Origin of the sequence: Nocardia brasiliensis NBRC 14402 (genome assembly GCF_000308475.2) — a bacterium.
GTDB classification, from domain to species: Bacteria; Actinomycetota; Actinomycetes; order Mycobacteriales; family Mycobacteriaceae; genus Nocardia; species Nocardia brasiliensis.
The window spans coordinates 1-24,112 of sequence record NZ_BAFT02000005.1; the positions used below are offsets into that span (position 1 = coordinate 1).

The window sequence follows — 24,112 nt, forward strand, 5'->3', positions numbered from 1 at the left end:
CGGCGCGCCGAGCTGGTGCTGGTGTGGCTCGACGGCGGCCTCGACGTCGACCGCGACGGTTTGATCGACCTGATCGCCGATTTCGCCATCGCCATGGTCATGCGCCTGCCCGACGTCGCCCAGCGCCTGTCCGGCGACTCCCCCGCCCCGTCCTGACGCGCGCTCCAACGCCGTGCGCGACGAATCCGCTGGCCACTGCGCCGGTGGATCGTCTACCCTCGACGCATGAACGCAGGCAGGCGATTTCCTTGCCCCGGGCCGACAGTCGGCTGCGGGGACAGCCGCGTGCGTAGCCGCACGTAGTTCCTGTGGCCGTCGCCGGTTCGGGGGTTGTACCGAAACCGACCGGCTACCAAGGAATTACCGATGCCTACCTATCTCAGCACCCCGGATCTGTCGCGCGCGCTGACGGTGCGCGACCTCAGCGACCCCGCCCAGGGCCCGCACGCCATGCAGCAACTGCTCGACGAACTCGTCGCGGCGCTCACCACGCCCGCCGGGCCGAGCGTGCGCATCGTGCGCAATTCGCCGATCGTCGCGGTCGCCGACAACTACGACAAGCTCGGCTACGACCCGGCCGATGTCACCCGCGACGCGCGCTACACCCGATACCTGAGCCCGACCGCCATGCTGCGCAGCCACACTACCGCCGATATCCCCGCCGCCCTGCGCAGCTATGCCGAAATACGCACCGAGACAGACGAATTGATCGTAGTGCCCGGTCTCGCCTACCGTCGTGACGTGGTGGATCGCAGCCATGTGGGCGAACCACACCAGGTGGATCTGTGGCGTCTGCGATCCCACCCGGACACCGGCGAAGCCGACCTGCAGCAGATGATCGCCAGGCTGGTGACCGCGGTGCTGCCCGGCGCGGTGTGGCGCACCACCCCCGCCGTGCACCCGTACACCGCGCTCGGCCGCCAGGTCGACGTCCGGCTCGCGGACGAATGGCTCGAACTCGCCGAATGCGGGCTCATCGCCGAGCACATCCTGGCCGGCGCCGGACTCGACCCGGGGCACTGGTCCGGTACCGCACTCGGGCTCGGCTTGGACCGAGCATTGATGCTGCGCAAGGGAATTCCCGATATCCGTTATCTGCGCTCGGCCGACCCGCGGATCGCCGAGCAGCTGCGAGACCTGGCACCGTGGCGCCCGGTCTCGATGCTGCCACCGATCCGGCGCGATCTGTCGGTGGTGATCGCGGACCACACCGACGACGAGACACTGGGCGATACGGTGCGAAAAGTGTTGCGCGACAGGCTCGACGACATCGAGTCGGTGCTCGTCACAGCGCGCACCCCGTGGGCCCGGCTGCCCGACTCGGCGCGCGAGCGCCTCGGCATCCGGCCCGGGCAGGCCAATGCCGTCGTACGACTCACCCTGCGGCCGCTCACCCGCACGCTCACCGACGAGCAGGCGAACGCGATCCGTAACGAGGTCTATCGAGCGATTCATATCGGACCGCACCTAGAACTCGCTTGAACAATAAAGAACCGTCCACCCCGATCGCCGATCCCGTACGGACGCAAACCATTCCGTATCCTCCCCACTTCACTGGGGAGGATCGGGCAGGCGGCACCGACTTAAAGTGAGGTTTGTCCCGCAACCGGAACATTCCGAGGAATTCCAATGTACAAGAAATTAGCCGCCGTCGGCGCCGCCCTATTTGCGTTCGCTTTGCCGATGTCCGGTTCCCCCGTTTCTGGGCAGCCCGGGTCCGACTGGCCGGGCGCCCCACCGGACAAGATCGTCATCGACGTGGTGACCGTCAACGGCACCGGTTGCCCCAAGGACACAGCGGCAGTGGCGGTTTCACCCGACAATACTGCCTTCACGGTGACCTACAGCGCGTACACCGCCCAGGTCGGTCCGGAGGCGAGTCCCACCGACTTCCGCAAGAATTGCCAGCTCAACCTGAAGGTGCACGTCCCGCAGGGCTTCACCTACGGAATCGCGCAGGCGGACTATCGCGGTTTCGCGAGTTTGCAAAAGGGTGCGACGGCACTGGAACGGGCCCGTTACTATTTCCAGGGAAATTCACCGACCGACTTCGTCGATCACACATTCAAAGGTCCGTTCGCCGATGACTGGCAAAAGACCGACACCACCGAGGTAGGCGCGATCGTCTATCTGCCGTGTGGCGAAACCCGGAACTTCAATATCAACACCCAATTGCGGGTGGACGCGGGCACTTCCGATCCGAAGAAGACCAGTTTCATCACGATGGACTCGACCGACGGTGCCATCAACACCACCTACCACTTCGCGTGGAAGGTGTGCCCCAAGCCCTGATCACTACTGCCTGACGCTGGAATCCCGTTGGTGACAACGGGATTCCCGCCATGTCGGCAGTCCGCGCCGAACCAGCGGCGTCGCCCTTGCGCCGACCGGACAGCCGGATGGGGCGAGGCTACGGCCTCGCCCCATCCTTCGGTCGCCCGGGTTACCGGTTGCGGTGGCTGTGCGAGCCGCCGAGACGTTTGGCCGCGGTCGGTTGGGCCGCGGCGCCCTTCTTGCCCGCCTCGCTGGCCCGTTTGGGGTCGTTGTCGAAGCTGCCGCTGCTCGCCTTCCCGCCCAGGCTGGCGATCTTGCGCTGCTGCGCTGCGTCCATGGCGGCAAAGCCGCGTGGGGCGTCGGCCATGCGTATCTCTCCTTGCCTCGGGTGTTCTTACGGACGGCCGGGGCCGTCCTTCAGGCGCTACCCGAGGTTCCGGCGAGCAAACACGACCGGCTCAGGTCTGCTGCTGGGCCACCAGCACCGGGGCGGGTTCCGCCCTGGTCACGGCCCTGCGGCCGGAGACGAAATACAACGCGACGAGCAGCACGCTGAACCACACATAGGTGTTGCCCACGACGTGTTGCCAAGCGGTCCACTGAGTTTCGCGATGTTCGCCGTCGGGCAGCCAGTTCTGCGGTCCGTACACGAAGATCGCGGTGATGATCGCGATCGTCACCCACCAGCCGATGGCCTGGCGCCGCGGCAACCTGGTGGCGGCGTAGCCGACGGCACCGAACAGCGCCGGGGCGATCCACACCCAGTGGTGCGACCATGAGATCGGCGACAGCAGCAGCGTGAACACCGCGTTGAGGCCGAGCGCCAGCGGCGGGAAATCGACCGCGCGCCGCATCGCCGCGACCACGAGCACCAGCAGCGCGGCGCCCAGCACCAGCCACAGAACGGTGAACGCGGGCTCGGGCACCTGCAGCCGGGCCAGTACCGCCTGGATCGACTGATTGGTGTGGAAGGCCGAACCGCTCAAGCCGGACACATTGCCCAGCCCGCCGAACCAGTACTTGGCCGAGTCGTGCGGCAACACCACGAACCCGAGGCCCGTCGCCGCGGCGCCGGTGATCGCCGCCGTGGCCGCCGACTTGTAGTCCCGGCGCACCAGGAAGTAGAGCACGAACGCGGCCGGGGTCAGCTTGATCGCGGCCGCGATGCCGATCAGCATGCCGCGCGGCCAGCGCGGCTTGTGGGCCAGGCAGTCGGCCGCGACCAGCGCCATGAGCAGCAGGTTCACCTGACCGAAGTCCAGGGTCGCGTGCACCGGTTCCAGCAGCAGGCCCAACGGTGTGGCGCACAGCGTCGCGAACAGCGCGAGCTTGCGCTGGCCTGCCGCGGGCCAGATCCGGCGCGCGACCAGGTACAGCGTCAGCGCCAGCGCGGCCACCGAGGACACGAAGAAGGTGAACGCAGCCGCGTGCCAGGGCAGCAGCGCGAACGGGCTCAGCGCTAGTGCGGCGAACGGCGGATAGATGAACGGCAGTCCCGCCCCGATCGTGGTCTGCGGCAGCTGGCCGTACATGTCCTTGCCGTGCCGTAGCGCGTCCACGCCCAACCGGTAGACCTGCAGGTCGATGAACCCGCCGGTGATCTCGTGGAACGGCCACACCGGCAGCAGCAGACAGAACGCGGAGAACCCGATGACGAGGGCCGGTGCCAGCCACACCACGACCCCGAGTCGACGGTGCTGTGCTTCCGGCTCAACGCGGGTGGTGACACTACTCATCCGCGGCGACTATACCGACCCGTGCGGCGCGGCACACCAGGTGGGAGGGGCTACCCACGAGTATTCGACCGGACTCGGCGTCGCAGCGCGCGCGACCGGGAACCGCGCGGGCGGTGGTAGTAATGAGCCCATGGGCGCTGACATGGATCCGGAACTCATCGAGCTCGCGACCAAGGTGTTCGATTTCGCCCGGCAGGGCGACGCGACGGCGCTGGCGACATACATAGATGCGGGAGTACCCGCGGACCTCACCAACGAAGCGGGCGACACGCTGCTCATGCTCGCCACCTACCACGGGCACCGCGCGGCCGTCGCGGCGCTGCTCGACCGCGACGCCGATCCGACGCGCGCCAACGACAAGGGGCAGACCCCGTTGGCGGGCGCGGTGTTCAAAGGGGAGACGGAGATCGTGCGGCTGCTGCTCGAATCCGGCGCCGACCCCGACGCGGGCACTCCGTCGGCGCGCGACGCCGCCGTGCTGTTCGGCAAGACCGACCTGATCGAGTTGTTCCGCGACTACTGAGCGGCCCCGGAATTTCGCGGTGCTCGGCCGGTGTTGTCAGGACGGAACCGACGAACCGGAGGCGAACGACGTGGCACAGAACAGCTTCAACGAACAGGTCATCGAGGAGTTCCGCGCGAACGCGGGCAAGGTCGGGGGCATGTTCGAGGGCGCGCACATGGTCTTGATCACCACGACCGGCGCGAAGTCCGGCCGGCAGATCACCAGCCCGCTGGTCTTCCTGCCCGACGGCGAGCGGGTGGTGCTCATCGCGTCCAACGGCGGCGCGGACAAGCACCCGGCGTGGTATTTCAATCTGCGCGCGAACCCCGAGCTGACCGTGGAGATCGGCACCGAGCGCTACGAGGCGAAGGCCGAGGAGGTCACCGGGGCCGAACGCGACGCGCTGTACGCCAGGATGGTCGAGATCATGCCGGGCTTCGGGGAGTACCAGGAGAAGACGTCGCGGCGCATCCCGGTGTTCGCGGTGTATCGCAAGCAGGCCTGAGCGCTGGGTCCTGGCTAGCCGCGGGCACGCACCGCGGCGACGGCCTTACGCGCCGCCACCAGCACCGGATCCCAGACCGGGGAGAACGGCGGCGCGTAACCGAGGTCGAGCGCGGTCATCTGCTCGACGGTCATCCGGGCGGTGAGCGCGACGGCGGCGATGTCGACGCGCTTGCCCGCACCTTCCCGGCCGACGATCTGCACGCCGAGCAGCCGGCCCGTGTGCCGTTCGGCGAGCATCTTCACCGTCATCGCCGCGGCGTCGGGGTAATAGCCTGCGCGGCTGGTGGATTCGATGGTGACCGTGACGTATTGCAGTCCAGCGGCCTGAGCGTCCTTCTCGCGTAACCCTGTTCGGGCCACCTCGAGGTCGCAGACCTTGCTCACCGCGGTGCCGACGACTCCGGGGAACGTCGCGTAGCCCCCGCCGACGCCCGCGCCGATGATCTGACCGTGTTTGTTGGCGTGCGTGCCCAGGGCGATATGCCGTTCCCGGCCCGACACCAGGTCGAGCACCTCGACGCAATCGCCGCCCGCCCAGACGTTTTCGTGACCGCGCACCCGCATGGCCAGATCGGTCAGCAGCCCGCCGTGCTCACCGAGCGGTAAACCGGCGGCACGCGCCAGCCCCGTGTCGGGGCGCACCCCGATGCCGAGCACCACCACATCCGCCGGGTATTCCGCGCCGTCGGCCACCACCGCGCGGGCGCGCCCGTGCTCGTCGGTCAGTACCTCGGTCACGTCGGCCTTACTGACCACCGTGATCCCCATGCCGCACATGGCTTCCCGGACCAGCGCGCCCATGTCCGGATCCATGGTCGCCATCGGCTCGGGGCCGCGATGCAGCATCGTCACGTCGTAGCCGCGCTGAATCAGCGCCTCGGCCATCTCGACGCCGATATAGCCCGCGCCGACCACCACCGCGCGTTTGCCCGTCGTGGTCTCGAGCGTATCGATCAGCGCCTGTCCGTCGTCGAGCGTCTGCACACCGTGCACCCCGGCGGCGTCGATGCCGGGCAACGGCGGCCGGATCGGGCGGGCGCCGGTGGCGAGCACCAGTTTGTCGTAGTCCGTCCAGGATTCGTCGTCCGAGTCGAGCGCCCGGGCGCGCACCCGGCGGCCCTCGAGATCGAGCTCGATCACCTCGGTGCGCAGCCGCAGGTCGATGCCGCGGGTTCGATGCTCTTCGGGCGTGCGGGCGATCAGGGCGTCGCGGTCGAGCACGTCGCCGCCCACCCAGTACGGGATGCCGCACGCGGAGAACGAGGTGAACCGGCCGCGCTCGAAGACGACGATCTCCAGTTCGCCCGCCGAACGCAGCCTGCGGGCCTGCGAAGCCGCCGACATGCCCGCCGCGTCACCACCGATGACCACCAGTCGCTCCGTCATACCGCCCACGCTACGGCGGCGAACCGCCCGGCAGGCGGCGGGGGTCGGCGCGATTTGCCGCGGAATTCCTGGTTGCCGTGCGGTTGACCATCGATTACTTCACACTGATCTTCTGGCAAACGCTGTGTGAGGGCAGCGTTTACACCCTGGAGCAGTACATGAGCGATAGCACGCCACCACCTTCCGATGATGAACGCCGGCTCGCCGAGCTCGGCTACAAACAGGAATTGGCGCGATCCTGGTCCGGATTCTCGAACTTCGCCATCAGCTTCACCATCGTCTCCATCCTGACCGGTGGATTGGCCAGTTACGGAATAGGTTTGGCCAACGGCGGGCCGATCACCATGGCGTGGGGCTGGCCGCTGGTCTCGATCATGGTGCTGTTCGTGGGCATGGCGATGGCGGAACTGGCCTCGGCCTATCCCACCTCCGGCGGCCTGTACTGGTGGGCATCGCAGCTCGGCGGGCCGGTGTGGGGCTGGTTCACCGGCTGGTTCAATTTGATCGGCCAGATCGCGGTGACCGCGGCGATCGACTACGGCGCGGCGATCTTCACGACGGTCGTGCTCAATGTGATCGGCATCGATATCGGCACCGACCGTACCGCGATCTTCCTGGTCTTCGTCGTCATTCTGGTGTTGCACGCGATACTCAACGCGATCGGTCCGCATCTGTCCGCGGTGATCAACAATATTTCCGCGTGGTGGCACGTCGGCGGCGTCGCGATATTCGTCCTGGTGCTCGCGTTCGGCGCGGAACAGCACCAGAGCGTCGGCTTCGTGTTCACCGAAACGGTGGACAACAGCGCGGTCGGCTTCGGCGGCGTGGCGTTCAGTTTCCTGCTCGGCCTGCTGCACGCCCAGTACACCTTCACCGGATACGACGCGTCCGCGCACATGTCCGAGGAAACCCACGACGCGTCCCGGATGGCGGCGAAGGGCATCATCAACACCATCGTGGTGTCGGCGATCGCGGGCTATCTGCTGATCATGGCGGTGACGTTCGCGATCCCGAATCTGGACGACGCGCTGGACCCGGCGAAGAACAGCGGCTACCCGGTGATCTACATCCTGGAGAATTCGCTGAACTCCTTCTGGTCCGGGTTGCTGCTGATCATCGCGGCGATCGCACAGCTGTTCTGCGGCTACGCCTCGGTCACCTCGGCCTCGCGGATGCTGTTCGCGTTCGCCCGCGACGGGGCGGTGCCGGGTTCGGCGCTGTGGTCGAAACTTTCGGCGCGCAAGGTGCCGGTGAACGCGGTGCTCTTCATTTCCACGTTCGCTTTCGTACTGCTGATCCCCTCGATGCTGGTACCGGCCGAGAACGCGCCGACCGCCTACGCGGCCGCCACCTCGGTCGCGACCATCGGCCTGTACATCGCGTACGGCATTCCGATCCTGTTGCGCCAACTGAACGGCGCCAGATTCCGCACCGGCCCATGGCAATTGGGCCGCTGGTATCGGCCGGTCGGCATCGTCGCGCTGCTGTGGATCGTCGCGATCAGTTTGCTGTTCATCCTGCCGATGGACGATCGAGGCTATCCCTGGAACAGCGAGTTCACCTGGAATACCGTCAATTACGCGCCGATCGCGTTGGCCGGCGTGGTCGGCGCGATCGGAATCTGGTGGTTCGTTTCGGCGCGCACCTGGTTCACCGGCCCGAAACGCACCGTCGAGCAGGCCCCCGACGACGAGGCACCCGTCAACGCGTAATTTGTCGGTGCCGGTCGCTATGTTCGTCGGCATGGAAAGGATCGACCTGGAGTGCGGGGCTGCGAACGGTCGGATCGTGTTTCCGGGCAACCCGTGGCCCGCCGGGCATGCCGTCGAGGAATTCGCGTGGACCGGGCGGCTCGATCGCGCCGGTAATCTGTGGTTCGACTTTCATCTCCGGTCGGCGGATTACGCGGCCGAGGGGCTGCCCGAGCACCCCGCGGGCGCGCCGGACTGGTCCTCGCCGGTGGTGTGGGCGAACTACCACCGGTGCACCCTGTCGTCCACCTATTGGGGCGAGGACGACGGCACCGGCTTTCTCGCGGCGACGCCGGGCAAACTTTTCCAGTTGAAAGCCGCTGCGCCGCAACGGCTCACCGCCGACCCGTTACCGTTACGGGAAATCGACGAACTCGAGTATCTGGCCTTCAACATCTACCTGCTCGGCCACGATTCGGTGGCCGATCAGGAGGTGCTGTTCACCCGCCGCGCGGACGGCGCGCACGATATCGAATGGTGCGGCCGGATCGCGCTGAGTTACGCGGACGATCACGAATTCCGCCACCGATTCCAAGTGCGCACGACCGCCGCGCTCCAATACATCCGCTACCCCAACACCCTCACCACCGAGCAGGCACACCAGCGGCTGCGCGCTGTGCTGGACGCGCCCGAACTGTTCGAGACCGGGCTGGTCGAGGGCCAACCCGCGTGGGTGCCGAAGCGGCGCTGACTACTGGGTGGTCGCGTGACTCGGGAGCACGCAGGCGGTGTCCAGGCCGAGCACCCGGTTGAGCCGACCGAAGGCCAGCCAGGACCCGATGCTCATGCTGAGTTCCACCACCTCGGCCTGGCTGTATTCGGCGAACATCCGCGTCCAGAATTCGTCGTCGATGCTGTGGTGGTCCAGGGCGTAGCGCTCGGCGTATTCGGCGGCGAGCCTGGTGCGTTCGTCGAACGCCTCGGTGGTACGCCACTCGGTGACGGCGTCGGCGAACTCGGGTTCCACCTTTTTGCCGTCCCGCTCGGTGCGCCAGTCCTGGCAGAACAGGCAGCCGTTGAGCTGGGCGATCCGCAGGCGCGCGGCCTCGAATTCGCGCAGCCCGAGGGTGCTGTGCGAATACACCGCCAGCGAGAATTGCGATGCGGCGACACCGATCCCGGGCACCATTTCGCCCCAGACGTAACCGATCGGGTCCTTGCCCTCGGGGATATCGACGATCATGGGTATTTCCTTCCGAGTTTGCCGACCGCGGGACGCAGCGGGATATCGAGTGCGTCGTAGAGTCCTGGGCCCGCTTCGACGAGCCAATCGATCGCGCTCACCAAACGCCCTACCGCCGTGGCGTTTCCGCCCGCCGAGCGGTTGCCGTTCTCGTCGCTCGCCTCGACGGTGACCTCGATGCGCGGCTGCCCCTCGATGATGACCCGGTGCGCGCCGTCACCGTCGGCCGGGGCGGGCCAGTCCGGCGCGCAGGACGGATGGATACGGGTGACGTGCTCGACCACGATGCGGGGCGCGCCGTCGACGATGCCCTGCACCTCGAACCGCACCGCGCCCTGCGTGCCCGCCGCGAACTCGCCCATCGACCGGGTGCTGATCGTGGCGTCCAGCGCGCGGCGATCCAGGGTCTCGCGGATCTCGTCCAACTCGACACCCAGCGCCCGGGCCATCAAACGAATCTGCCCGCCCCACACCATGGTCGGCACGCTCGGCGCGAGCATCGGCGGCTGATAGTCCATCGGCTGGCCCATACCGACCAGGTAGCGGACCGAATCGGGCTGGTCGTAGGTGGAGTAGTCGAAGATCTCCTGGCATCGGATCACCTCGACCGTGCTGCCGAGCCCGCTGATCAGCAGCGGCAGCACATCGTTGCCCCAGCCCGGATCGACACCGGACACGAACAGCGCACCGCCGCCTTCCGCGATCGCCGCCAGCACCGGCTCGCGGATCTCGGCCGGTGCGTTGCGCGGGTCGTAGAGCGCGTACAGCGCCGGGGTGACGACGACCGCGCCCGCGCGCAGCGCGCGGACGATATCGGCGAGCGCCGCATCGGGCCGGATATCGCCGGAGGCCGCGTACACGATCGCGCGCGGACTCGCGGCCAGCACCGCGTCCACGTCATCGGTGGCGGCGACACCGAGCGAGTAGTCGAGCCCGCTCAACTCCCCCGCGTCGCGCCCGACTTTGTCCGGATTGTGGACGAGCACACTCGTGAGTTCCAGCGCCGGATGCGCCTCGACGGCCCGAATGGCCGCTCGGCCGACATTGCCGGTGCCCCACACCGCCGTGGAGATCATGCGGCGAGCGTAGCAAGCGCTTGGTCGGTTCACGTCGATATCGCGAACCTGGTAGGCTGACGTCATCTTCGGAGCAAGCGTGACGTTTCCGCGCTCCAACCCCCTTTTCGAAGCATCCCGGAGTTATCTGTAACCGACGGTTACAGATAACTGTGCTTACGCTGCGGGCTGCGGCGGGCAGTCGGTGCCGAGTGGTCCGCCCCGCAACGCCGCATCGATCAACTGCTGCATCGCCAGATCGATCGGCTCGTCCGCGTGCGACACCGCGCGGCCCGGACAGAACGCCTGCACACTGACGTTGACCGCGCCGGGCAGCGGCTCGCGTTCCTCCCCCGCATCGGTGCTGAACAGGTGATAGGCGGGCAGGCCCGGCGGCAGCGCCGGTTCGGTGTTGAGCCGGGTGAGGAATTCCGAGCCGGGCACCAGATCGCGGCATCCCGCGGCCCACGCACAGGCGACGCCGAGATACGTGCCGTACTCCGAGGTGCCGTAGTCGACGTAGGTGCCGACCTGCGCCCGCCCGTCGAGGAACTTGACGAAATGACGTTGCGCGAGCCCGCCCATCGAGTGCCCGACCAGGTCGACTCGAGCGGCACCGGTCTCGCGCCGGATCGCGGCGACCCGGTCCGCGACCGCCTGCGCGGAATCCGTGATCGCGGCGGTCCCCGTCGGATCACCCAGGAGCAGCATCGAGTACGCGGCATAGCCGCGCGCTCCGAGCCAGGCCCGCAACGTCTCGATCTTGCCCGCGTCGGCGGCGAAACCGCCGAGCACGAGCACCGGACGCGCGGGCGCCGGCACGGCGCCGGCCGGAACCACGCCGAACCCCATTGCCACGCAACACAACACCACGGCCCACCGGGTCACCCGGACCAGCATGCGCACTCCCTTCGGTCGGAAAAGCCCAGGACTTTCGCCTGCACCCTACGTCGAGGTTCCAGTCGCACACCCGCCCCGAGTTCCAATGGCGCGATACTGCCTTTTCGACTCGGACACCCCCGCGAAACTCTGGGAATGCCGCCCCAGGCCCAGGTAGCGTAGGCCTTGCCGCCAAATAATTCCGCCAAAGCGAGAGGGCTGGCCATGGGGTCCGAACCAACTGCACTCGGCTATCTGCGCCGCGACGTGTCGGGTGCGCAACGGACATGGGACGCGTCCCAGATCCGTAACCTGGCCAAACGTCTCGGCTACCACCTGCTCACCACCGTGGAATACGACGCCACCACCGAAGACCCGATCGGCCGGCTGATCTCCATGGTCGACGCGCACGGGCTCGAAGCACTCATCACTCCCACGCTCGACCACCTCGAAGGTACGGCCGAGCCGCTGGTCAACAGCTGCGACATCATCACCGCGCGGCCCGAACACACCTACGCCCGCTGGGCTATCCCGCAGTACGACACCGGCGCGTGAATCAGCTCGCGACGCCGGTGTGCACGTGCAAGAGGGCCGCCGCCTGCTCGACGATGAGATGGTCGAGCGGAAAGTAGCCCTGCCGCGGCTCGGGATCGGACCGGCTACGCGCCGCCTCGGGTGTGGTCGCAGATAGCAGCCCCCAGCTGGAAGTACGGCTCTGCAAAAAGCTCTCGTGGGTGTCCGGTGCCGGTTCCGCGAGACCGAGCACCGCGCTGCTGCCCAGACTGCCGATGATGCAGGCGTACTGCTCGTCCTCGAGCAAGGACCCGACGATCGCACCGGCGCACGCATAGCCCGGCAACTCCGCCCGCGCGGACGCGCGCACTTGATGCTGCCGCAGGTGCAGGTTGTGCGCGAAGACGAGCGTCGGACCCCGGCGCGCCTCGATATCGCGGATCTCCAACAGGTTCTGGGCCATGAGCGCGTCCCGGGTGGCGAGCAGCAGGGTGATCCGCTCGTCCGTGGCCAACCGCCGCGCGGCGGCACGGTGATAGCGGAGCAGGCCGATACCGGCGTCGAGATATGCTGCGGCCCTGCGCCATTCGGCGCGCGAGGACGCCGCGATCAGGTCCGACGCACGTTTACGCAGGGCGAGTGCCATATCGTCGGCGAGCAACCGCAGGCGATCGGCCGCCGCGGTGGCACCGGGCGACTCGGCGGGGTCGAGTACCGCCGCCGAGCGGCTCCAGCGTTCGTCCGGGCCGAGCAGATCGCTGAAATCCAGATCGAGCCGCAGGTAGTCCCGGGCGTACTCGAGATAGCGGCGCGGGCTCGGCGCACTGTAGTTCTCGCTCGGTGTGTCGAAACCGTGGAACGAGAGCTGTTGCGCGGGCGGACGGTCCCGGTTGTAGTCGCGCAACCACCCGACCAACTTCCGGTTGGCGTCCAGCGCACCGAAGCCGTGCGAGAAGCCTTGATCCAGCGCGCTATCGAGGGTGCCGCTGCCCGCTCGCACGAAATCGTCGACCGCGAAGGCGGCCACCCGATCGGTTTCCAGCACGATCGAGCGGAAACCCAGCTCGACCAGTTGCGCGAACAGTTCGTTGCGGATCAGCGCGAAAGCCGGTTCCTGATGGGTCGGCTCACCCAGGCCGAGCAGTTCACACGCGGGTGGTACGAAGTCACGAATTTCCTGCGTCATGTGGATCAATCGTATCTTTGAAACACCGGTTGAGGCTTCGGCGCTATCAGCCGATAGATCGAACGGTAAAGTCTCAAAGACGATGAGAACCTTGCGTCCCGCCGACCTCGCTCGCGAACACGGACTGTCCACCCAGGCGATCCGCAACTACGAGCAGGACGGGTTCCTCCCGCCCGCGGCGCGCAGCCCCAGCGGCTACCGGATCTACACCGAGGTGCACGCCGCCGCGCTGCGCGCCTACCTCGCCCTGCTCCCCGCCTACGGGCACGCGCTCGGCGGGCAGATCATGCGCGCACTGCACGACGGCGACCTGGACAAGGTCCTGCGCACCATCGATCGGGGCCACAGCCAGTTGCTCCGCGACCGGGAAACCCTCGACACGGTAAGGAAATCCGTCGCACACCTGACCGCGGCACCCACCGGCTCGACGATGCCCGACGACCGTGCGTCCCGCACCATCGGCGAACTGGCGCACCGCATCCGGGTCACCCCGGCGACGTTGCGCAAGTGGGAAGCTGCCGGGATCCTCGTCCCGGCCCGCGACCGAGCCACCGGCTACCGCCGCTACCACGCGAGCGACACCCGGGACGCCGAACTCGCCCACCTGCTCCGACGCGGCGGTTATCCACTGCAGCACATCGCCACGGTGCTGCAACAGGTCCGGACGGCCGGCGGCACCACCGCTCTGGCCGACGCCCTCGACGACTGGCAACACAAACTCACCACCCAGGGCCTGGCCATGCTCGACGCCGCCGCCCAACTCAGCCACTACCGTCACTTACTCGAACACGCTGCGCCAGAACAACTCCCGGTCTAGCGCTCCGGGATGACCGCATATCGCACCGAAGGCGAGCAACCGCGCCCCGCGCCACTGCAAGCGGCTTGAGCAGCGGGGAAACGGATAGCGGAAACAGGTCCGGTATCAGTCGACCACCGGCGGTTTTTGTCCAGCCTGGCCGTGAGCGGACAGCCGTGTCTGTGGCTGCCGCGTCATTCCTGTGCAGTCGGTGCGATGCCGAAGGGGTTGTCGATGATGTAGCGGTAACGACCGTCCGCGCCACGGCGCACGATATCGGTGGAGGTGCCCTCGATTTTCACCGGCTTGCCGTTCGATCCGACGCCGTCGAGATACCAGTCGTAGATCAGCACCGCGGTGTCGTCGGCGCTGTAGATGTGCCGGATCCGGCGCTGTGCCATGGGCACGCCGAGGGCAAGGAATTCCTCCATCGCCCTGCGAATCCCCGCACCCCGCACCGGATTCCCGGGCGCGGGCATGAATATCGCGTCGTCCTCGTACAGTTCCATGCATGCCTCGATGTCGCCGCTGTTGTAGCGGTCGAGGAACACCTGCGGGAAATCCTCGGCTCGATCCGGAAGCGGTGGAACCTGCGCTGTGGACTGCTGCTTGCCCATCGGGATCTCCTTCCGCGCTGGGGTCGTTTCGATCAAACGGCGAGGGGCCGATAGTTGAAATTTCACTCAGTCTGAATGTTAGCCGAGACGCTGCTGACCGGCGCGTGATGATGGTCTCGCCTCGACCACACACACTGGAACTGCCGATATATCGCAGAGACTACGACATTCCGGATAGTTTGTCGGTCGTTTGCCGGGCTCACTGCGCGCTCGATGCGCCCGAAACCGACCGGGGACACCGGCGCGGTCGTGTCAACCGGGTCCGGCACGGTCGGCTACGGCTGGGCGGGTCCTGAGGAGGGGCGGACTGTTTCGCTGAGGTTTTGCGGGCAAACGTCCGGTTTTCGGGTGGGGGCGGGGATACCATGCGCAGATGGCGCACCCCGCCCCGCCGGTTTCGGGGGCGACGGTCGCATCGGACCGTCCGCCCGCACACTCGCGCGGCACCGGGGTGGCCGCGGTGGTGGAGCGCTTCGCCGACGCCTGGCGCGACAGCGAGGAGCCGCCGGACCTGCGGGCGTATCTGCCCGACTCGCCCGCCATCCGGCGGGTGTCGCTGATCGAATTGATCAAGGTCGATCTCGCCCAGCGCTGGGGCCGGGGCACCGCGCCGAAACGGCTCGCGGAATACGTCGACGAGCTGCCCGAGTTGCGCACCTGGCCGCTGCCGCCGGACCTCATCTACGAGGAGTTCCACGTCCGGCGCCGCGCGGGCACCTCGGTCCAGGTGACCGAGTACACCGCGGCGTATCCCGAACAGGCCGAGCAGCTTTCGGAAATGCTGGCGACCGACGACTATCACAGCACGCTGATGTCGGCGGCCGAGCCGGTGCGACTGGACGACTTGGCGGCCGGGCAGCAGATCGACGACTTCGACCTGATGACGGGACTCGGCCGAGGCGCGTTCGCGCGGGTCTTCCTGGCCCGGCAGCGGTCGATGCAGCGACTGGTCGCGGTGAAGATCTCCCGCGACAAAGGCACCGAGCCACAGACTTTGGCGCAGCTGGACCACGACTACATCGTGCGCGTGTTCGACCAGCGGGTATTGCAGAGCCGCAAACTGCGCCTGTTGTACATGCAGTACGTGCCGGGCGGCACCCTGTTCACCGTGCTCGAACGGGTGCGGGCGACACCGCCCGACCAGCGCACCGGGGCGCTGCTCGTCGAGGTGGTCGACGCGGTGCTGGCAAGCAAGGGCGAGATCAGGCCGAGTGAATCACCGTTGCGCGCGGAACTGACCGCCCTGTCCTGGCCGGAGACCATCGCCTGGCTGGGCCGCCGGTTGGCCGAGGCGCTCGACTACGCGGGCAAAGCCGGTGTGCTGCACCGTGATATCAAACCCGCGAACGTGTTGCTCACCGCCGACGGCGTGCCCAAGCTGGCCGATTTCAACATCAGCTTCAGCGGCAACGTCTCCGGGGACAGCCCGGTCGCCTATTTCGGCGGCTCGCTCGCCTACATGTCGCCCGAGCAACTCGCCGCCGTCCATCCGGATCGGCCCGACACGGCCGAAGATCTCGACACCAGAAGCGATCTCTACGCGCTGGCCGTGCTGCTCTGGGAATTGCTCACCGGCCGAAAGCCTTTCGACGACGACGGGGTGACCGGTGGCGATCGCACGGCGTTGGACGGCATGCTCGAACGGCGGTCGGGCAGCCCGAAAGCCTTGCCGTATCAGGATCTTCCCGCCGATTGCCCGGCCGCCCTGCGCCGGGTCCTGGTCCGCGCGCTCGAACCCGACCCGGACAAACGCTGGCCGAGCGGCGCGGACATGGCCCAGCAGCTGGAGGTCTGTCTCGACGCGCGGGCCCGCGACCTCGTCGACCCGCCGCCCGGCAGTTGGCGGCTGCGGGCCCGGCTGCTCATGCACCCGATCATGGCGCTGGCCATCGCCGTGCCGAACGCGCTGGCCATCTGGTACAGCTACCACCACAACCGCACGCTCATCATCGGCAAGCTGGACGCGCCCGCGCAGCATCGCTTCGACCAGATCGCAGTGACCACCTACGCCCTGTGCTTTCTCATCGGTTTCGTCGTCACCAATGTGCTGCTGGCCGGGCTGTGGCGGATCTCGCGTGGCTTGCGCCACGGGCAGAACTACGACGCGCGCACGCTCGCCCGGGCGCGCTCGGACACCCTGCTGCTCGGCAAACGCAATGTGCTGACCTGTTTCGCGCTGTGGGTGATCGCGGGCGTCGTCGTCCCGGTGTCGGTGCAGGCCACGGGAAATCACCTCACGGCCGAGTCGTACGTGCACTTCTTCCTCACGCAGATCGTCTGTGGCGCCATCGCCATGGCCTACCCGTATTTCATGGTCAACTTCTACGCGGTGCGCTCGCTGTACCCGATGTTCCTGCCGCACGGCGGGCTCGGCGGCGCGGACGGCCGCCGCCTGCGTCAGCTCGACCGGCGCAGCACCTACTTCCTGGCGATCGCCGCCGCGGTACCGCTGCTCGGCGTCGCGGGCGCGACTTTCATTCCGGGCGAAGACATTCCGTCGGTCATCGTGCCGCTGCGCGTGCTGTGCGTCGGCAGCGCACTCGCCTTCATCGGCGTCTACTGGCTGTTCCGCATGCTGGAGCAAGACTTGGCGGCGCTGGAGCGCATCGTCGCCCGCCGGGATTGAAATGCCGGACGTCGCCGGGCAAAATCGTTCCCGTGTCGCGTGCCGGCGCCGGGTGGACGGCGAACCGCATGGAGGCACCGTGATCGAGGAGACCGCCATGCGTCCACCTGCGCGTTCCCGCTGAACGCCCGCGCCCGCTCGCACCCAGCTCTCGTCCCCGGCCGGATGTCGTCCGGAGATCACCGGGGCCTCCTCGACAAGGATCACCCATGTCTCGACCCACCCCTGCGCGCGATCTCGACCGGGCCCGCTCGCTCGGCCGTGAACTGCGTGCCGTCCACGATCAGCTACGCACCGAACTCGCCCGTGCGCGAGCCGAATTCGACAACCCGGCAGGCGGATCAGCCACGCCGAGGTCATTGCGCACCCATTGCGCGGCGTTCTGTGTGGCGCTGACGCGCCACCATACCGGTGAGGACATCGCGGCCTTTCCGTTGCTCGCCGCACAATTTCCGGAACTCGCGCCGGTGCTGTCGGAACTACAAGCCGACCACGGGCTCGTCGCCGACATCGTGCGCAGGCTGGACGGGTTGCTGAACGCCGCGGCGAACCGCGGCACCGTGCGCCGTGAGCTGGACGGACTCGCCGCGATCCTGGAATCCCACTTCCACTGGGAGGAACGGCGACTGGTGCAGGCGCTGGACGCGCTGGATCGGGGCGACCGAACAACCGATGAACTGCTCGGTATCGATGCACCCCGGTGACGTTGCGGGCCGGCCTCGGATTGCTGCGCCATTCCCGGCGGGTCCGGGTACGGTATATCCGCCGCAACAGCACAGCGACGGCACGGCCGCATTCGGCGGAAAGGCGGACAGCACATGAACGAGACGTATTCGTCATGGGCTGGGCGGAATTCACCCGAGGACCTACCGCTGGCCGATCGCTATCAGAGCGCGGAGCCCATCGTGCTGCGCGGTAGCAAGATCTATCCGATGTACACCGAGCAGGTCGGCCCCGCGCCGACCGCGGTCACGCTGACGCTGCTGTCCGCCGCGCCGCCGCCGGGGTTGCGCGGGCTCGGGATGGGCGTGTCCGTGGTGAACGGGTACGTCGCGTTGAACGGGCGGCGGCTGGCCGGCGTCGATGTCTGGTCCGACGCGCTCGTCGGCGGCATCACCTTCGATATCGTCGGCACCGGCTCCGGCACCCTGGTCACCTTGACCCCGGTCTGGGTCGACGCCTTCGGCGAGCAGAAGTCCTGGGTCGGCAACTACGGCATCGTCATCGAAACCACGCCCGACGATCGAATCGTGCTGTGGTGCAGCATCGGCGAGGGACCCGCCAATTTCGCCAACCTCGTACTCGAGGTGCAGAGCGCGCCCATCGCCCAGTACGGCGGCGACTCGGTGCCCGCCTCGCCCACCGACACCGCCCCCACCCGCCCACTGCGGTCGATGCCCACCCCGCCCTCGGGCGAACTCCCCGCCATCCCCGCACACGCCCCAGACCCCGGCTCCATCCAATCGGTCCGCCCGCCCGCCCCCAACGGTCAAGGCCGGACCCCCGCCGAATCCGGCTCTGCCCGCGCCGCCCGGACCAACCCGCCGAGCGCCCCCACTCCGGCCACGCAACCATTCACAGCGCCCCAGGCGGGAAAAGACCCCTTCACGCCCCCACCACTCGCCGAACCCTCGACCGCAAGCCTCGGCCAGGCCCCGCAGTCCGCCGAACCCGCGACCGCAAATCCCCGCCTCCAAGCCCCGCAGTCCGCCGAACTCGTCACCGGAAGCAACCGCCTGCAACCCCCGCCCCTCACTGAGCCCGCGGCCGCGAGCCCCCGGCTGCAGGCCCCGCAGTCCACCGAGCCCGCGACCGCGAACAACCGCCTCCAACCCCCACCGCTCGCCGAGCCACCGGCCGGAAACAGCCCGCCTCCGCGGTTGCCCCACCCCGACGAACTGGTGTGGAACACCTCGTCGAGCCGACAGACGCACGCGGGCGAGTTCCCCGGAAGTGTTCCGCCCACCCGCCCCTACACCGAGGCACCAGCCGGAAACGGCTCACCCGCGCCGTCGCACACCGAAGCACCTGCCGGAAACAGCGCTGCATCCCAGCAGTCCCACGCGCCCGGAATGCCCGAAACCCACTCTCCCGCTGAGCAGTTGCGCGCTGAGGGCTTCGCCGGAAGCCGATCACTCGCCCAGCAACTCCACGCCGAGGGGCTGGCCGCGAACAACTCGACCGCTCCGCCACCCCGCACCGACCGACCGCCGGCAAACGACACGTCCGCCGAGCAATGGCCCGCCGGAAGCTCCACCGGAACCGGCGCTCCGGCACCACAGCCGTGGGCCGACAGTTCCAACGGAGTAAGCGATCCTGCCTGCCAACCCCCGCCCGACGGCTTGGCCTGGAACTCCTCGCCCGGCCAGCAGGCGCGCGCAGCGGACCACACTCCACTCGTCCGACCCGGCACCGAGGGTCCGGCCGAAAGCGGCTTCCCCGCACCGCAGCAGCGAGCCGAAGGCTCCCTCGGCAACGGCTTCGCAGGCTTTGTGGGGTCGACCGGAAACGGTTCGCCCGCATCACAGATGAGTGCCGAAGGTCCCACCGGAAACAGCAGTCCTCCGCAGCAACCTCAGCCCGGCGGATCGGCGTGGAACACAACGCCCGGCCAGCAGGCGCGCGCAGCGGAACCCTCTGGAAACGGGTCGCTCGCACCGGCGCGCTCCGAAGGCCTCATCGGAAACAGCTTCCCGTCGCGGCGCATTCAGCCCGACGACTCGGCCGGGAATGGTCCACCCGTACAGCAGCAGCGCGACGCAGACCCCACCGGTCAGAGCTTCGGTGACCGGCAAGCACAGGCCGAACGAGCGGCCGAGCCCGCCGCAGAGCAGATGCCCGCGACAGAGCATCCCGGGGGCAGTTCCTTTGCGCGGCAGGCGCACGCGGACGGAACCCTGCGGAACGGGCAGTTGCCGCCGAGTCCGCCGCTGTCGCGGGCGGCGCAGGCGCACCGGGACGGGCAGGCACGCAACAACGCGCAGCCGGCGAGCCCGCAGGCGACTCCGGAGGGCCGGGTTTCGCCGGGTAGGCCCGCGGCTCCGGCACCGGCTGAACCACAGACCGCGCCGCCGCCGAGCCCACCTCCCCCGCCGGTCGACGCAGTCACCGTGGACACCGGCTATCGGGCCGCCCTGTACGACCTGGGCGTCGCCATGTACAGCCGCGGTGAAGAGGACCAGGCGTGCGGCTTGTGGGCGCAGGCCGCCGAGGCCGGTCATCCGGGTGCCGCCTACGACCTGGGTGTCGTCCGGTTCCGGCGCGGCGATCTCGAGGACGCGGAGCGCTGGTGGCGCACCGCCGCGGATCGGCGTGAGCCGCGCGCGATGGCAGGGTTGGCCGAACTGCTCGACCGGCAAGGCAATTACGCGGAGGCGCGGGTCTGGCGCGCGTGTGCCGACGAGGAACGTTCGACGAACGCCTGATCAGTCGCCCGACCGGCCGCCCCGCAGTTGCGCACGTGCGGCCATCAGCGCGAAGCCGAGCAGATTGAGCCCGCGCCACTGCGCGGGATCTTCGGCCCGCGGATCGTCGGCGGCCAGCCCGATCCCCCACACCCGGTCCACCGGACTGGCCTCCACCAGCACCCGATCCCCGGTGCCCAGCAGGTACGCGGCGAGTTCGGCGTGCTGTCCGAATTTTGCGACGTTCCCGCGCACCACGGTCTCGAACCGGTGCGCACTCCACACGCCGCTGTTGAATCCGCGCACCTGCCTGCCGAGCTCTTTCGCCGCTTTCGGGGTGGGCGCGGCCAGCACGCGGGCGGCGTTCTCGGTGTCCCCGAACAGCACCGCTTTGCCCCACATCATGTAGTGCTCGGCGGACTCGAAATGCGCACCGCCCAAGGTGAATCGCACCGGCCACCATTGACTCAGGCAGCCGGGACCGAGCCGCCCGTCCCGCTCCGGCTGATGCCCCCAGAACCACAGGTAGTCCACCTTTTCCCCGGCCGCCGTCGCGCTGACCAGGTCTCCCACCGACCGCAGATCCATGATCGAAAGTGTGCCCTACGCATAAGGTCCGAGTGGTGAACAGACACATCTCGTTCGTGCGACTGCACAATTTCCGCGATCTCGGCGGCTATCCGACCCGGGACGGCCGGATCGTGCGGTGGCGGCGCCTGTTTCGCTCCGATTCGCTCGGCAAGTTGCAGGGCGCGGACTGGCAGCGGTTCCTGGAGCTGGGCATCGGCACCGTCATCGACCTGCGCTATCCCTGGGAGATAGAGGCCAAAGGCCGTATCCCGGAACATGATTCGTTCCGTTACCACAATCTGAGCATCGAACATCGCCCCTACGATCAGGCGGCCCTCGGTCCCGAGATCGAGGTGGGGCCGTTTCTCGCGGAGCGGTATCTGGAGGTCGCCTATGACGGCGTCGCCGAGATCCGCGAGGCCGTGCAAGTGATCGCCGCCGCCGAGGGTCCGGTGGTTTTCCATTGCGCCTCCGGCAAGGACCGCACCGGACTGCTGGCCGCGCTGGTGCTGGCCTTGCTCGAGGTGCCGCAGGAGCAGATCATCGCGGACTTCGCGGCCACCGGCCTGGCGACCGAACGGCTGGTCGCGGATTGGCGGGCCGCCCGCGCCGGCGCGATGCCGCGCTGGCCGGGTTTCGGGCAGGCGCCGCCGGAGGTGATGCAGCTGTTCCTCGCGGCACTGGCCGCCGACCACGGCTCGCTGCACGGTTACGCGGTGCGGTTGCTCGGCGTCGACGAGGAATTGATCGCGGACCTGCGCCGGAATCTACTCGCGGCACCGGCCCCGGCGGGCGTCCTCGCGCGCGAATAATTCGGTCGCGGGACACCACGGCGGTGCGGTAGCTTGCCGCACGTGGGTACATTGTTGATGAACGGAGCGTGCGCGGTCGGCGCGTATTTCATCCGGCTGCGCGCGGAGGCCTGGGCTCTGCCAGCGCACCGCACCGCTCCGGTGTCCCGACTGTCCTGATCGGGATCTACGCCGACGGCCGCTAGCGACCGTCGGATCTCTGTGCCCTGGCATGGGTCCGGGCGAATCACCTTTCCCTGATTCGACCACTCCGTTCGGAGGACACCCATGTCCCGCCATCGTTCGCTGCCGCGCGCCCGCCGCGCGCGCACCCGCAAACTCCTCTCCCAGAACTTCCTCACCGATGCCGGCGCCGCCCGGCTCATCGTGCGCTCGGCGGCCCTGCGTGCCGACGACCTCGTGCTGGAGATCGGCCCGGGTGACGGCATGCTCACCCGGCACCTGCTCGGCGTCGCCGGCCGGATCCGGGCCTACGAGAAGGACCCTGTCTACGCGGCCAGGCTGCGCGGCCGGTATGCGGGCGATCCGCGAATACAACTGTTCCACAAGGATTTCCGCACCGTGCAGGCCCCGGCGGAGCCGTTCGCGGTGGTCGCCAATGTGCCGTTCGGCGTCACCACCGACATCGTGCGCTGGTGTCTGGCGGCGCGGCAGCTCACCTCGGCGACCCTGCTCACCCAGTACGAGTTCGCCCGCAAGCACTCCGGCGACTACGGCCGCTGGAGCAAGCTGACGATCACCCACTGGCCCACTGTCGCAATGGAATTGGGCGCACGGGTGGGCCGGGCCAGCTTTCATCCGGTGCCGAGCGTCGATGCCGCCGTGCTGCGGCTGCGGCGGCGGCCCAGCCCGTTGCTGCCCGCGGCAGAGCTGGCCGACTACCGCCAGGTGGTCGAGCTGGGTTTCTCCGGCGTCGGCGGTTCGGTGGCGAGTTCGCTACGGACCCGTTTCCCCGGCCGGACCGTGCGGACCGCCTGCCGCGACGCGGGCATCGCGCCCGACGAGCCGGTCGGGCCGATCGACCCGCAGCGCTGGCTCGCCCTCTATCGCGGATTGCGTGGCAACTCTGTCCGCGACAGAAACGTATCGGATACATTTGTGTATCAGACAAGGAAGGGCGGCCGGTGACCAGCAACTTCGGTGACTACCAGTTCGAAATCTACCTGCAGGGGCTCGGCGGCGTGCAGCCGAACTTCCCGATGACCCACAGCGAACTGGAAGCCCGCGCGCAGGCCGCGCTGCCGCCGGGGATCTGGTCCTACGTGGCGGGCGGCGCGGGCGACGAACTGACCCAGCGCACCAACGTGACCGCCTTCGAGAAGTACGGCATCGTGCCGCGCATGCTGCGCGCCACCAAGGTCCGCGACCTCTCGATCGAGCTCTTCGGCATGCGGCTGCCCGCGCCGGTCTTCATGTCCCCGATCGGCGTGGTCGGGCTCTGCGCCCAGGACGGGCACGGCGATATCGCGACCGCGAAAGCCGCGGCGCGCACCGGCGTGCCGATGGTGGCGTCCACCCTGACGGTCGATCCACTCGAGGAGGTGGCCGGCCACTTCGGCGACACCCCCGGCATGTTCCAGCTCTACACGCCCACCAACCGCGACCTGGCCGAGAGCCTGATCCGGCGCGCGGAGCAGGCCGGGTTCAAAGCCATTGTGGTGACGCTGGATACGTGGGTGACCGGTTGGCGGCCGCGCGATCTGAGCACCTCGAACTTCCCGCAGTTGCGCGGGCACTGCCTGGCGAACTACTTCACCGACCCGGTGTTCCGCGGCCTGCTGGCGAAGAGTCCCGAAGAGGACCCGAAGACCGCGATTCTCACCTGGGTCGCGCTGTTCGGCGGCGCGCCCACCTGGGACGACCTGCCCTGGCTGCGGTCGCTCACGGATCTGCCGTTGATCCTCAAGGGAATCTGCCATCCCGAGGACGCGCGGCGCGCCAAGGACGCGGGCGTCGACGGCATCTACTGCTCGAATCACGGTGGCAGGCAAGCCAATGGCGGAATCCCGGCGATCGAGCATCTGCCCGAGATCGTCGAGGCCGTCGACGGATTGCCGGTGCTGTTCGACTCCGGGGTCCGCTCCGGCGCCGACATCATCAAGGCGCTCGCACTCGGCGCGACCGCGGTCGGCATCGGCCGCCCGTACTCGTACGGTCTCGCGATCGGCGGGGTGGACGGCATCGTGCACGTGCTGCGGACGCTGCTCGCGGAGGCGGATCTGATCATGGCGGTGGACGGCTACCCGACCATCGCCGACCTGGCCGACGACGCGATCCGGCGACTGCACTGATCTGTAGCGGACGAGTTTGTT

Annotated in this window: 23 protein-coding genes; 14 read left to right on the forward strand and 9 right to left on the reverse strand. The window is 68.2% G+C overall.

What is annotated here, in order from left to right; genetic code table 11:
- Nucleotides 1-366 precede the first annotated feature (366 nt).
- Both srmL and TY25_RS01005 read left to right on the forward strand, forming a co-directional pair.
- A complete protein-coding gene (gene srmL / locus TY25_RS01000) occupies nt 367-1,482 on the forward strand; it encodes a PheS-related mystery ligase SrmL (RefSeq protein ID WP_042253373.1) in 1,116 nt (371 codons plus the stop codon).
- A gap of 201 nt (nt 1,483-1,683) precedes the next feature.
- Nucleotides 1,684-2,292, forward strand: a complete 609-nt coding sequence (locus TY25_RS01005) for a DUF4360 domain-containing protein (RefSeq protein WP_029900993.1) — start codon at nt 1,684-1,686, stop codon at nt 2,290-2,292.
- Nucleotides 2,293-2,443: 151 nt separating this feature from the next.
- Here the strand turns inward: TY25_RS01005 and TY25_RS41360 are convergent, their stop codons facing one another.
- Nucleotides 2,444-2,641, reverse strand: a complete 198-nt coding sequence (locus TY25_RS41360; RefSeq protein WP_014985927.1) for a con-10 family general stress protein — start codon at nt 2,639-2,641, stop codon at nt 2,444-2,446.
- A gap of 91 nt (nt 2,642-2,732) precedes the next feature.
- Complete coding sequence (locus tag TY25_RS01015; RefSeq protein ID WP_042253375.1) at nt 2,733-4,010, reverse strand: glycosyltransferase 87 family protein; 1,278 nt, start codon at nt 4,008-4,010, stop codon at nt 2,733-2,735.
- A 130-nt stretch (nt 4,011-4,140) separates the two neighbouring features.
- Between TY25_RS01015 and TY25_RS01020 the strand changes: the two genes are divergently transcribed.
- Entirely contained in the window at nt 4,141-4,533 is a 393-nt protein-coding gene (locus TY25_RS01020; RefSeq protein ID WP_042253376.1) for an ankyrin repeat domain-containing protein, read from the forward strand.
- Between the two features lie 70 nt (nt 4,534-4,603).
- Entirely contained in the window at nt 4,604-5,020 is a 417-nt protein-coding gene (locus TY25_RS01025) for a nitroreductase family deazaflavin-dependent oxidoreductase (RefSeq protein WP_041564363.1), read from the forward strand.
- A gap of 14 nt (nt 5,021-5,034) precedes the next feature.
- On the opposite strand, the gene TY25_RS01030 is transcribed toward TY25_RS01025, so the two are convergent.
- On the reverse strand, nt 5,035-6,408 hold the full coding sequence (locus tag TY25_RS01030) for an FAD-dependent oxidoreductase (protein ID WP_042253378.1): 1,374 nt from the start codon (nt 6,406-6,408) through the stop codon (nt 5,035-5,037).
- Between the two features lie 158 nt (nt 6,409-6,566).
- Here TY25_RS01030 and TY25_RS01035 point away from each other — a divergent pair, with 158 nt between their 5' ends.
- Both TY25_RS01035 and TY25_RS01040 read left to right on the forward strand, forming a co-directional pair.
- A complete protein-coding gene (locus TY25_RS01035; RefSeq protein WP_042253397.1) occupies nt 6,567-8,120 on the forward strand; it encodes an amino acid permease in 1,554 nt (517 codons plus the stop codon).
- Nucleotides 8,121-8,151: 31 nt separating this feature from the next.
- Nucleotides 8,152-8,850 carry a hypothetical protein gene (locus tag TY25_RS01040; RefSeq protein WP_146153941.1) on the forward strand — a complete coding sequence of 233 codons (699 nt, stop codon included), beginning with the start codon at nt 8,152-8,154 and terminating at the stop codon, nt 8,848-8,850.
- Here the strand turns inward: TY25_RS01040 and TY25_RS01045 are convergent, their stop codons facing one another.
- The 3 genes from TY25_RS01045 to TY25_RS01055 all read right to left on the reverse strand — a co-directional run bounded on the left by TY25_RS01045 (nt 8,851) and on the right by TY25_RS01055 (nt 11,297).
- Nucleotides 8,851-9,342, reverse strand: a complete 492-nt coding sequence (locus tag TY25_RS01045) for a carboxymuconolactone decarboxylase family protein (protein ID WP_042253381.1) — start codon at nt 9,340-9,342, stop codon at nt 8,851-8,853.
- A complete protein-coding gene (locus TY25_RS01050; RefSeq protein WP_042253382.1) occupies nt 9,339-10,418 on the reverse strand; it encodes an NAD(P)H-dependent amine dehydrogenase family protein in 1,080 nt (359 codons plus the stop codon). Before TY25_RS01050 ends, TY25_RS01045 begins: the two co-directional genes overlap by 4 nt.
- 156 nt (nt 10,419-10,574) lie before the next feature.
- Complete coding sequence (locus TY25_RS01055; RefSeq protein WP_042253383.1) at nt 10,575-11,297, reverse strand: esterase/lipase family protein; 723 nt, start codon at nt 11,295-11,297, stop codon at nt 10,575-10,577.
- A gap of 204 nt (nt 11,298-11,501) precedes the next feature.
- On the opposite strand from TY25_RS01055, the gene TY25_RS01060 reads away from it, so the two are divergent.
- Nucleotides 11,502-11,831 carry a hypothetical protein gene (locus tag TY25_RS01060; RefSeq protein WP_042253384.1) on the forward strand — a complete coding sequence of 110 codons (330 nt, stop codon included), beginning with the start codon at nt 11,502-11,504 and terminating at the stop codon, nt 11,829-11,831.
- Between the two features lies 1 nt (nt 11,832).
- Here the strand turns inward: TY25_RS01060 and TY25_RS01065 are convergent, their stop codons facing one another.
- Nucleotides 11,833-12,975, reverse strand: coding sequence for an erythromycin esterase family protein (locus TY25_RS01065; protein WP_042253385.1), 1,143 nt, complete (start codon nt 12,973-12,975; stop codon nt 11,833-11,835).
- Between the two features lie 82 nt (nt 12,976-13,057).
- Here TY25_RS01065 and TY25_RS01070 point away from each other — a divergent pair, with 82 nt between their 5' ends.
- Entirely contained in the window at nt 13,058-13,792 is a 735-nt protein-coding gene (locus tag TY25_RS01070; protein WP_042253386.1) for a TioE family transcriptional regulator, read from the forward strand.
- Nucleotides 13,793-13,965: 173 nt separating this feature from the next.
- On the opposite strand, the gene TY25_RS01075 is transcribed toward TY25_RS01070, so the two are convergent.
- Nucleotides 13,966-14,388, reverse strand: coding sequence for a YybH family protein (locus tag TY25_RS01075; protein WP_042253387.1), 423 nt, complete (start codon nt 14,386-14,388; stop codon nt 13,966-13,968).
- Between the two features lie 373 nt (nt 14,389-14,761).
- On the opposite strand from TY25_RS01075, the gene TY25_RS01080 reads away from it, so the two are divergent.
- The 3 genes from TY25_RS01080 (at nt 14,762) to TY25_RS01090 (ending at nt 20,439) form a co-directional block, all read left to right on the forward strand.
- A complete protein-coding gene (locus TY25_RS01080) occupies nt 14,762-17,014 on the forward strand; it encodes a serine/threonine-protein kinase (RefSeq protein WP_042253388.1) in 2,253 nt (750 codons plus the stop codon).
- Between the two features lie 209 nt (nt 17,015-17,223).
- The gene (locus TY25_RS01085) at nt 17,224-17,718 is read left to right on the forward strand and encodes a hemerythrin domain-containing protein (RefSeq protein WP_042253389.1); all 495 of its coding nucleotides are present in this window, start codon (nt 17,224-17,226) and stop codon (nt 17,716-17,718) included.
- Between the two features lie 114 nt (nt 17,719-17,832).
- Nucleotides 17,833-20,439, forward strand: a complete 2,607-nt coding sequence (locus TY25_RS01090; protein ID WP_042253390.1) for a tetratricopeptide repeat protein — start codon at nt 17,833-17,835, stop codon at nt 20,437-20,439.
- On the opposite strand, the gene ybiA is transcribed toward TY25_RS01090, so the two are convergent.
- Nucleotides 20,440-21,006, reverse strand: a complete 567-nt coding sequence (ybiA, locus tag TY25_RS01095; protein WP_042253391.1) for a riboflavin biosynthesis intermediates N-glycosidase — start codon at nt 21,004-21,006, stop codon at nt 20,440-20,442. It lies immediately after the preceding gene.
- Between the two features lie 35 nt (nt 21,007-21,041).
- On the opposite strand from ybiA, the gene TY25_RS01100 reads away from it, so the two are divergent.
- The 3 genes from TY25_RS01100 to TY25_RS01110 all read left to right on the forward strand — a co-directional run bounded on the left by TY25_RS01100 (nt 21,042) and on the right by TY25_RS01110 (nt 24,091).
- Entirely contained in the window at nt 21,042-21,800 is a 759-nt protein-coding gene (locus TY25_RS01100; RefSeq protein ID WP_042253399.1) for a tyrosine-protein phosphatase, read from the forward strand.
- A 267-nt stretch (nt 21,801-22,067) separates the two neighbouring features.
- Nucleotides 22,068-22,928 carry a 23S ribosomal RNA methyltransferase Erm gene (gene erm / locus TY25_RS01105; protein WP_042253392.1) on the forward strand — a complete coding sequence of 287 codons (861 nt, stop codon included), beginning with the start codon at nt 22,068-22,070 and terminating at the stop codon, nt 22,926-22,928.
- Nucleotides 22,925-24,091 carry a lactate 2-monooxygenase gene (locus tag TY25_RS01110; RefSeq protein ID WP_042253393.1) on the forward strand — a complete coding sequence of 389 codons (1,167 nt, stop codon included), beginning with the start codon at nt 22,925-22,927 and terminating at the stop codon, nt 24,089-24,091. The genes erm and TY25_RS01110 overlap by 4 nt, the downstream gene beginning before the upstream one ends.
- Nucleotides 24,092-24,112 lie beyond the last annotated feature (21 nt).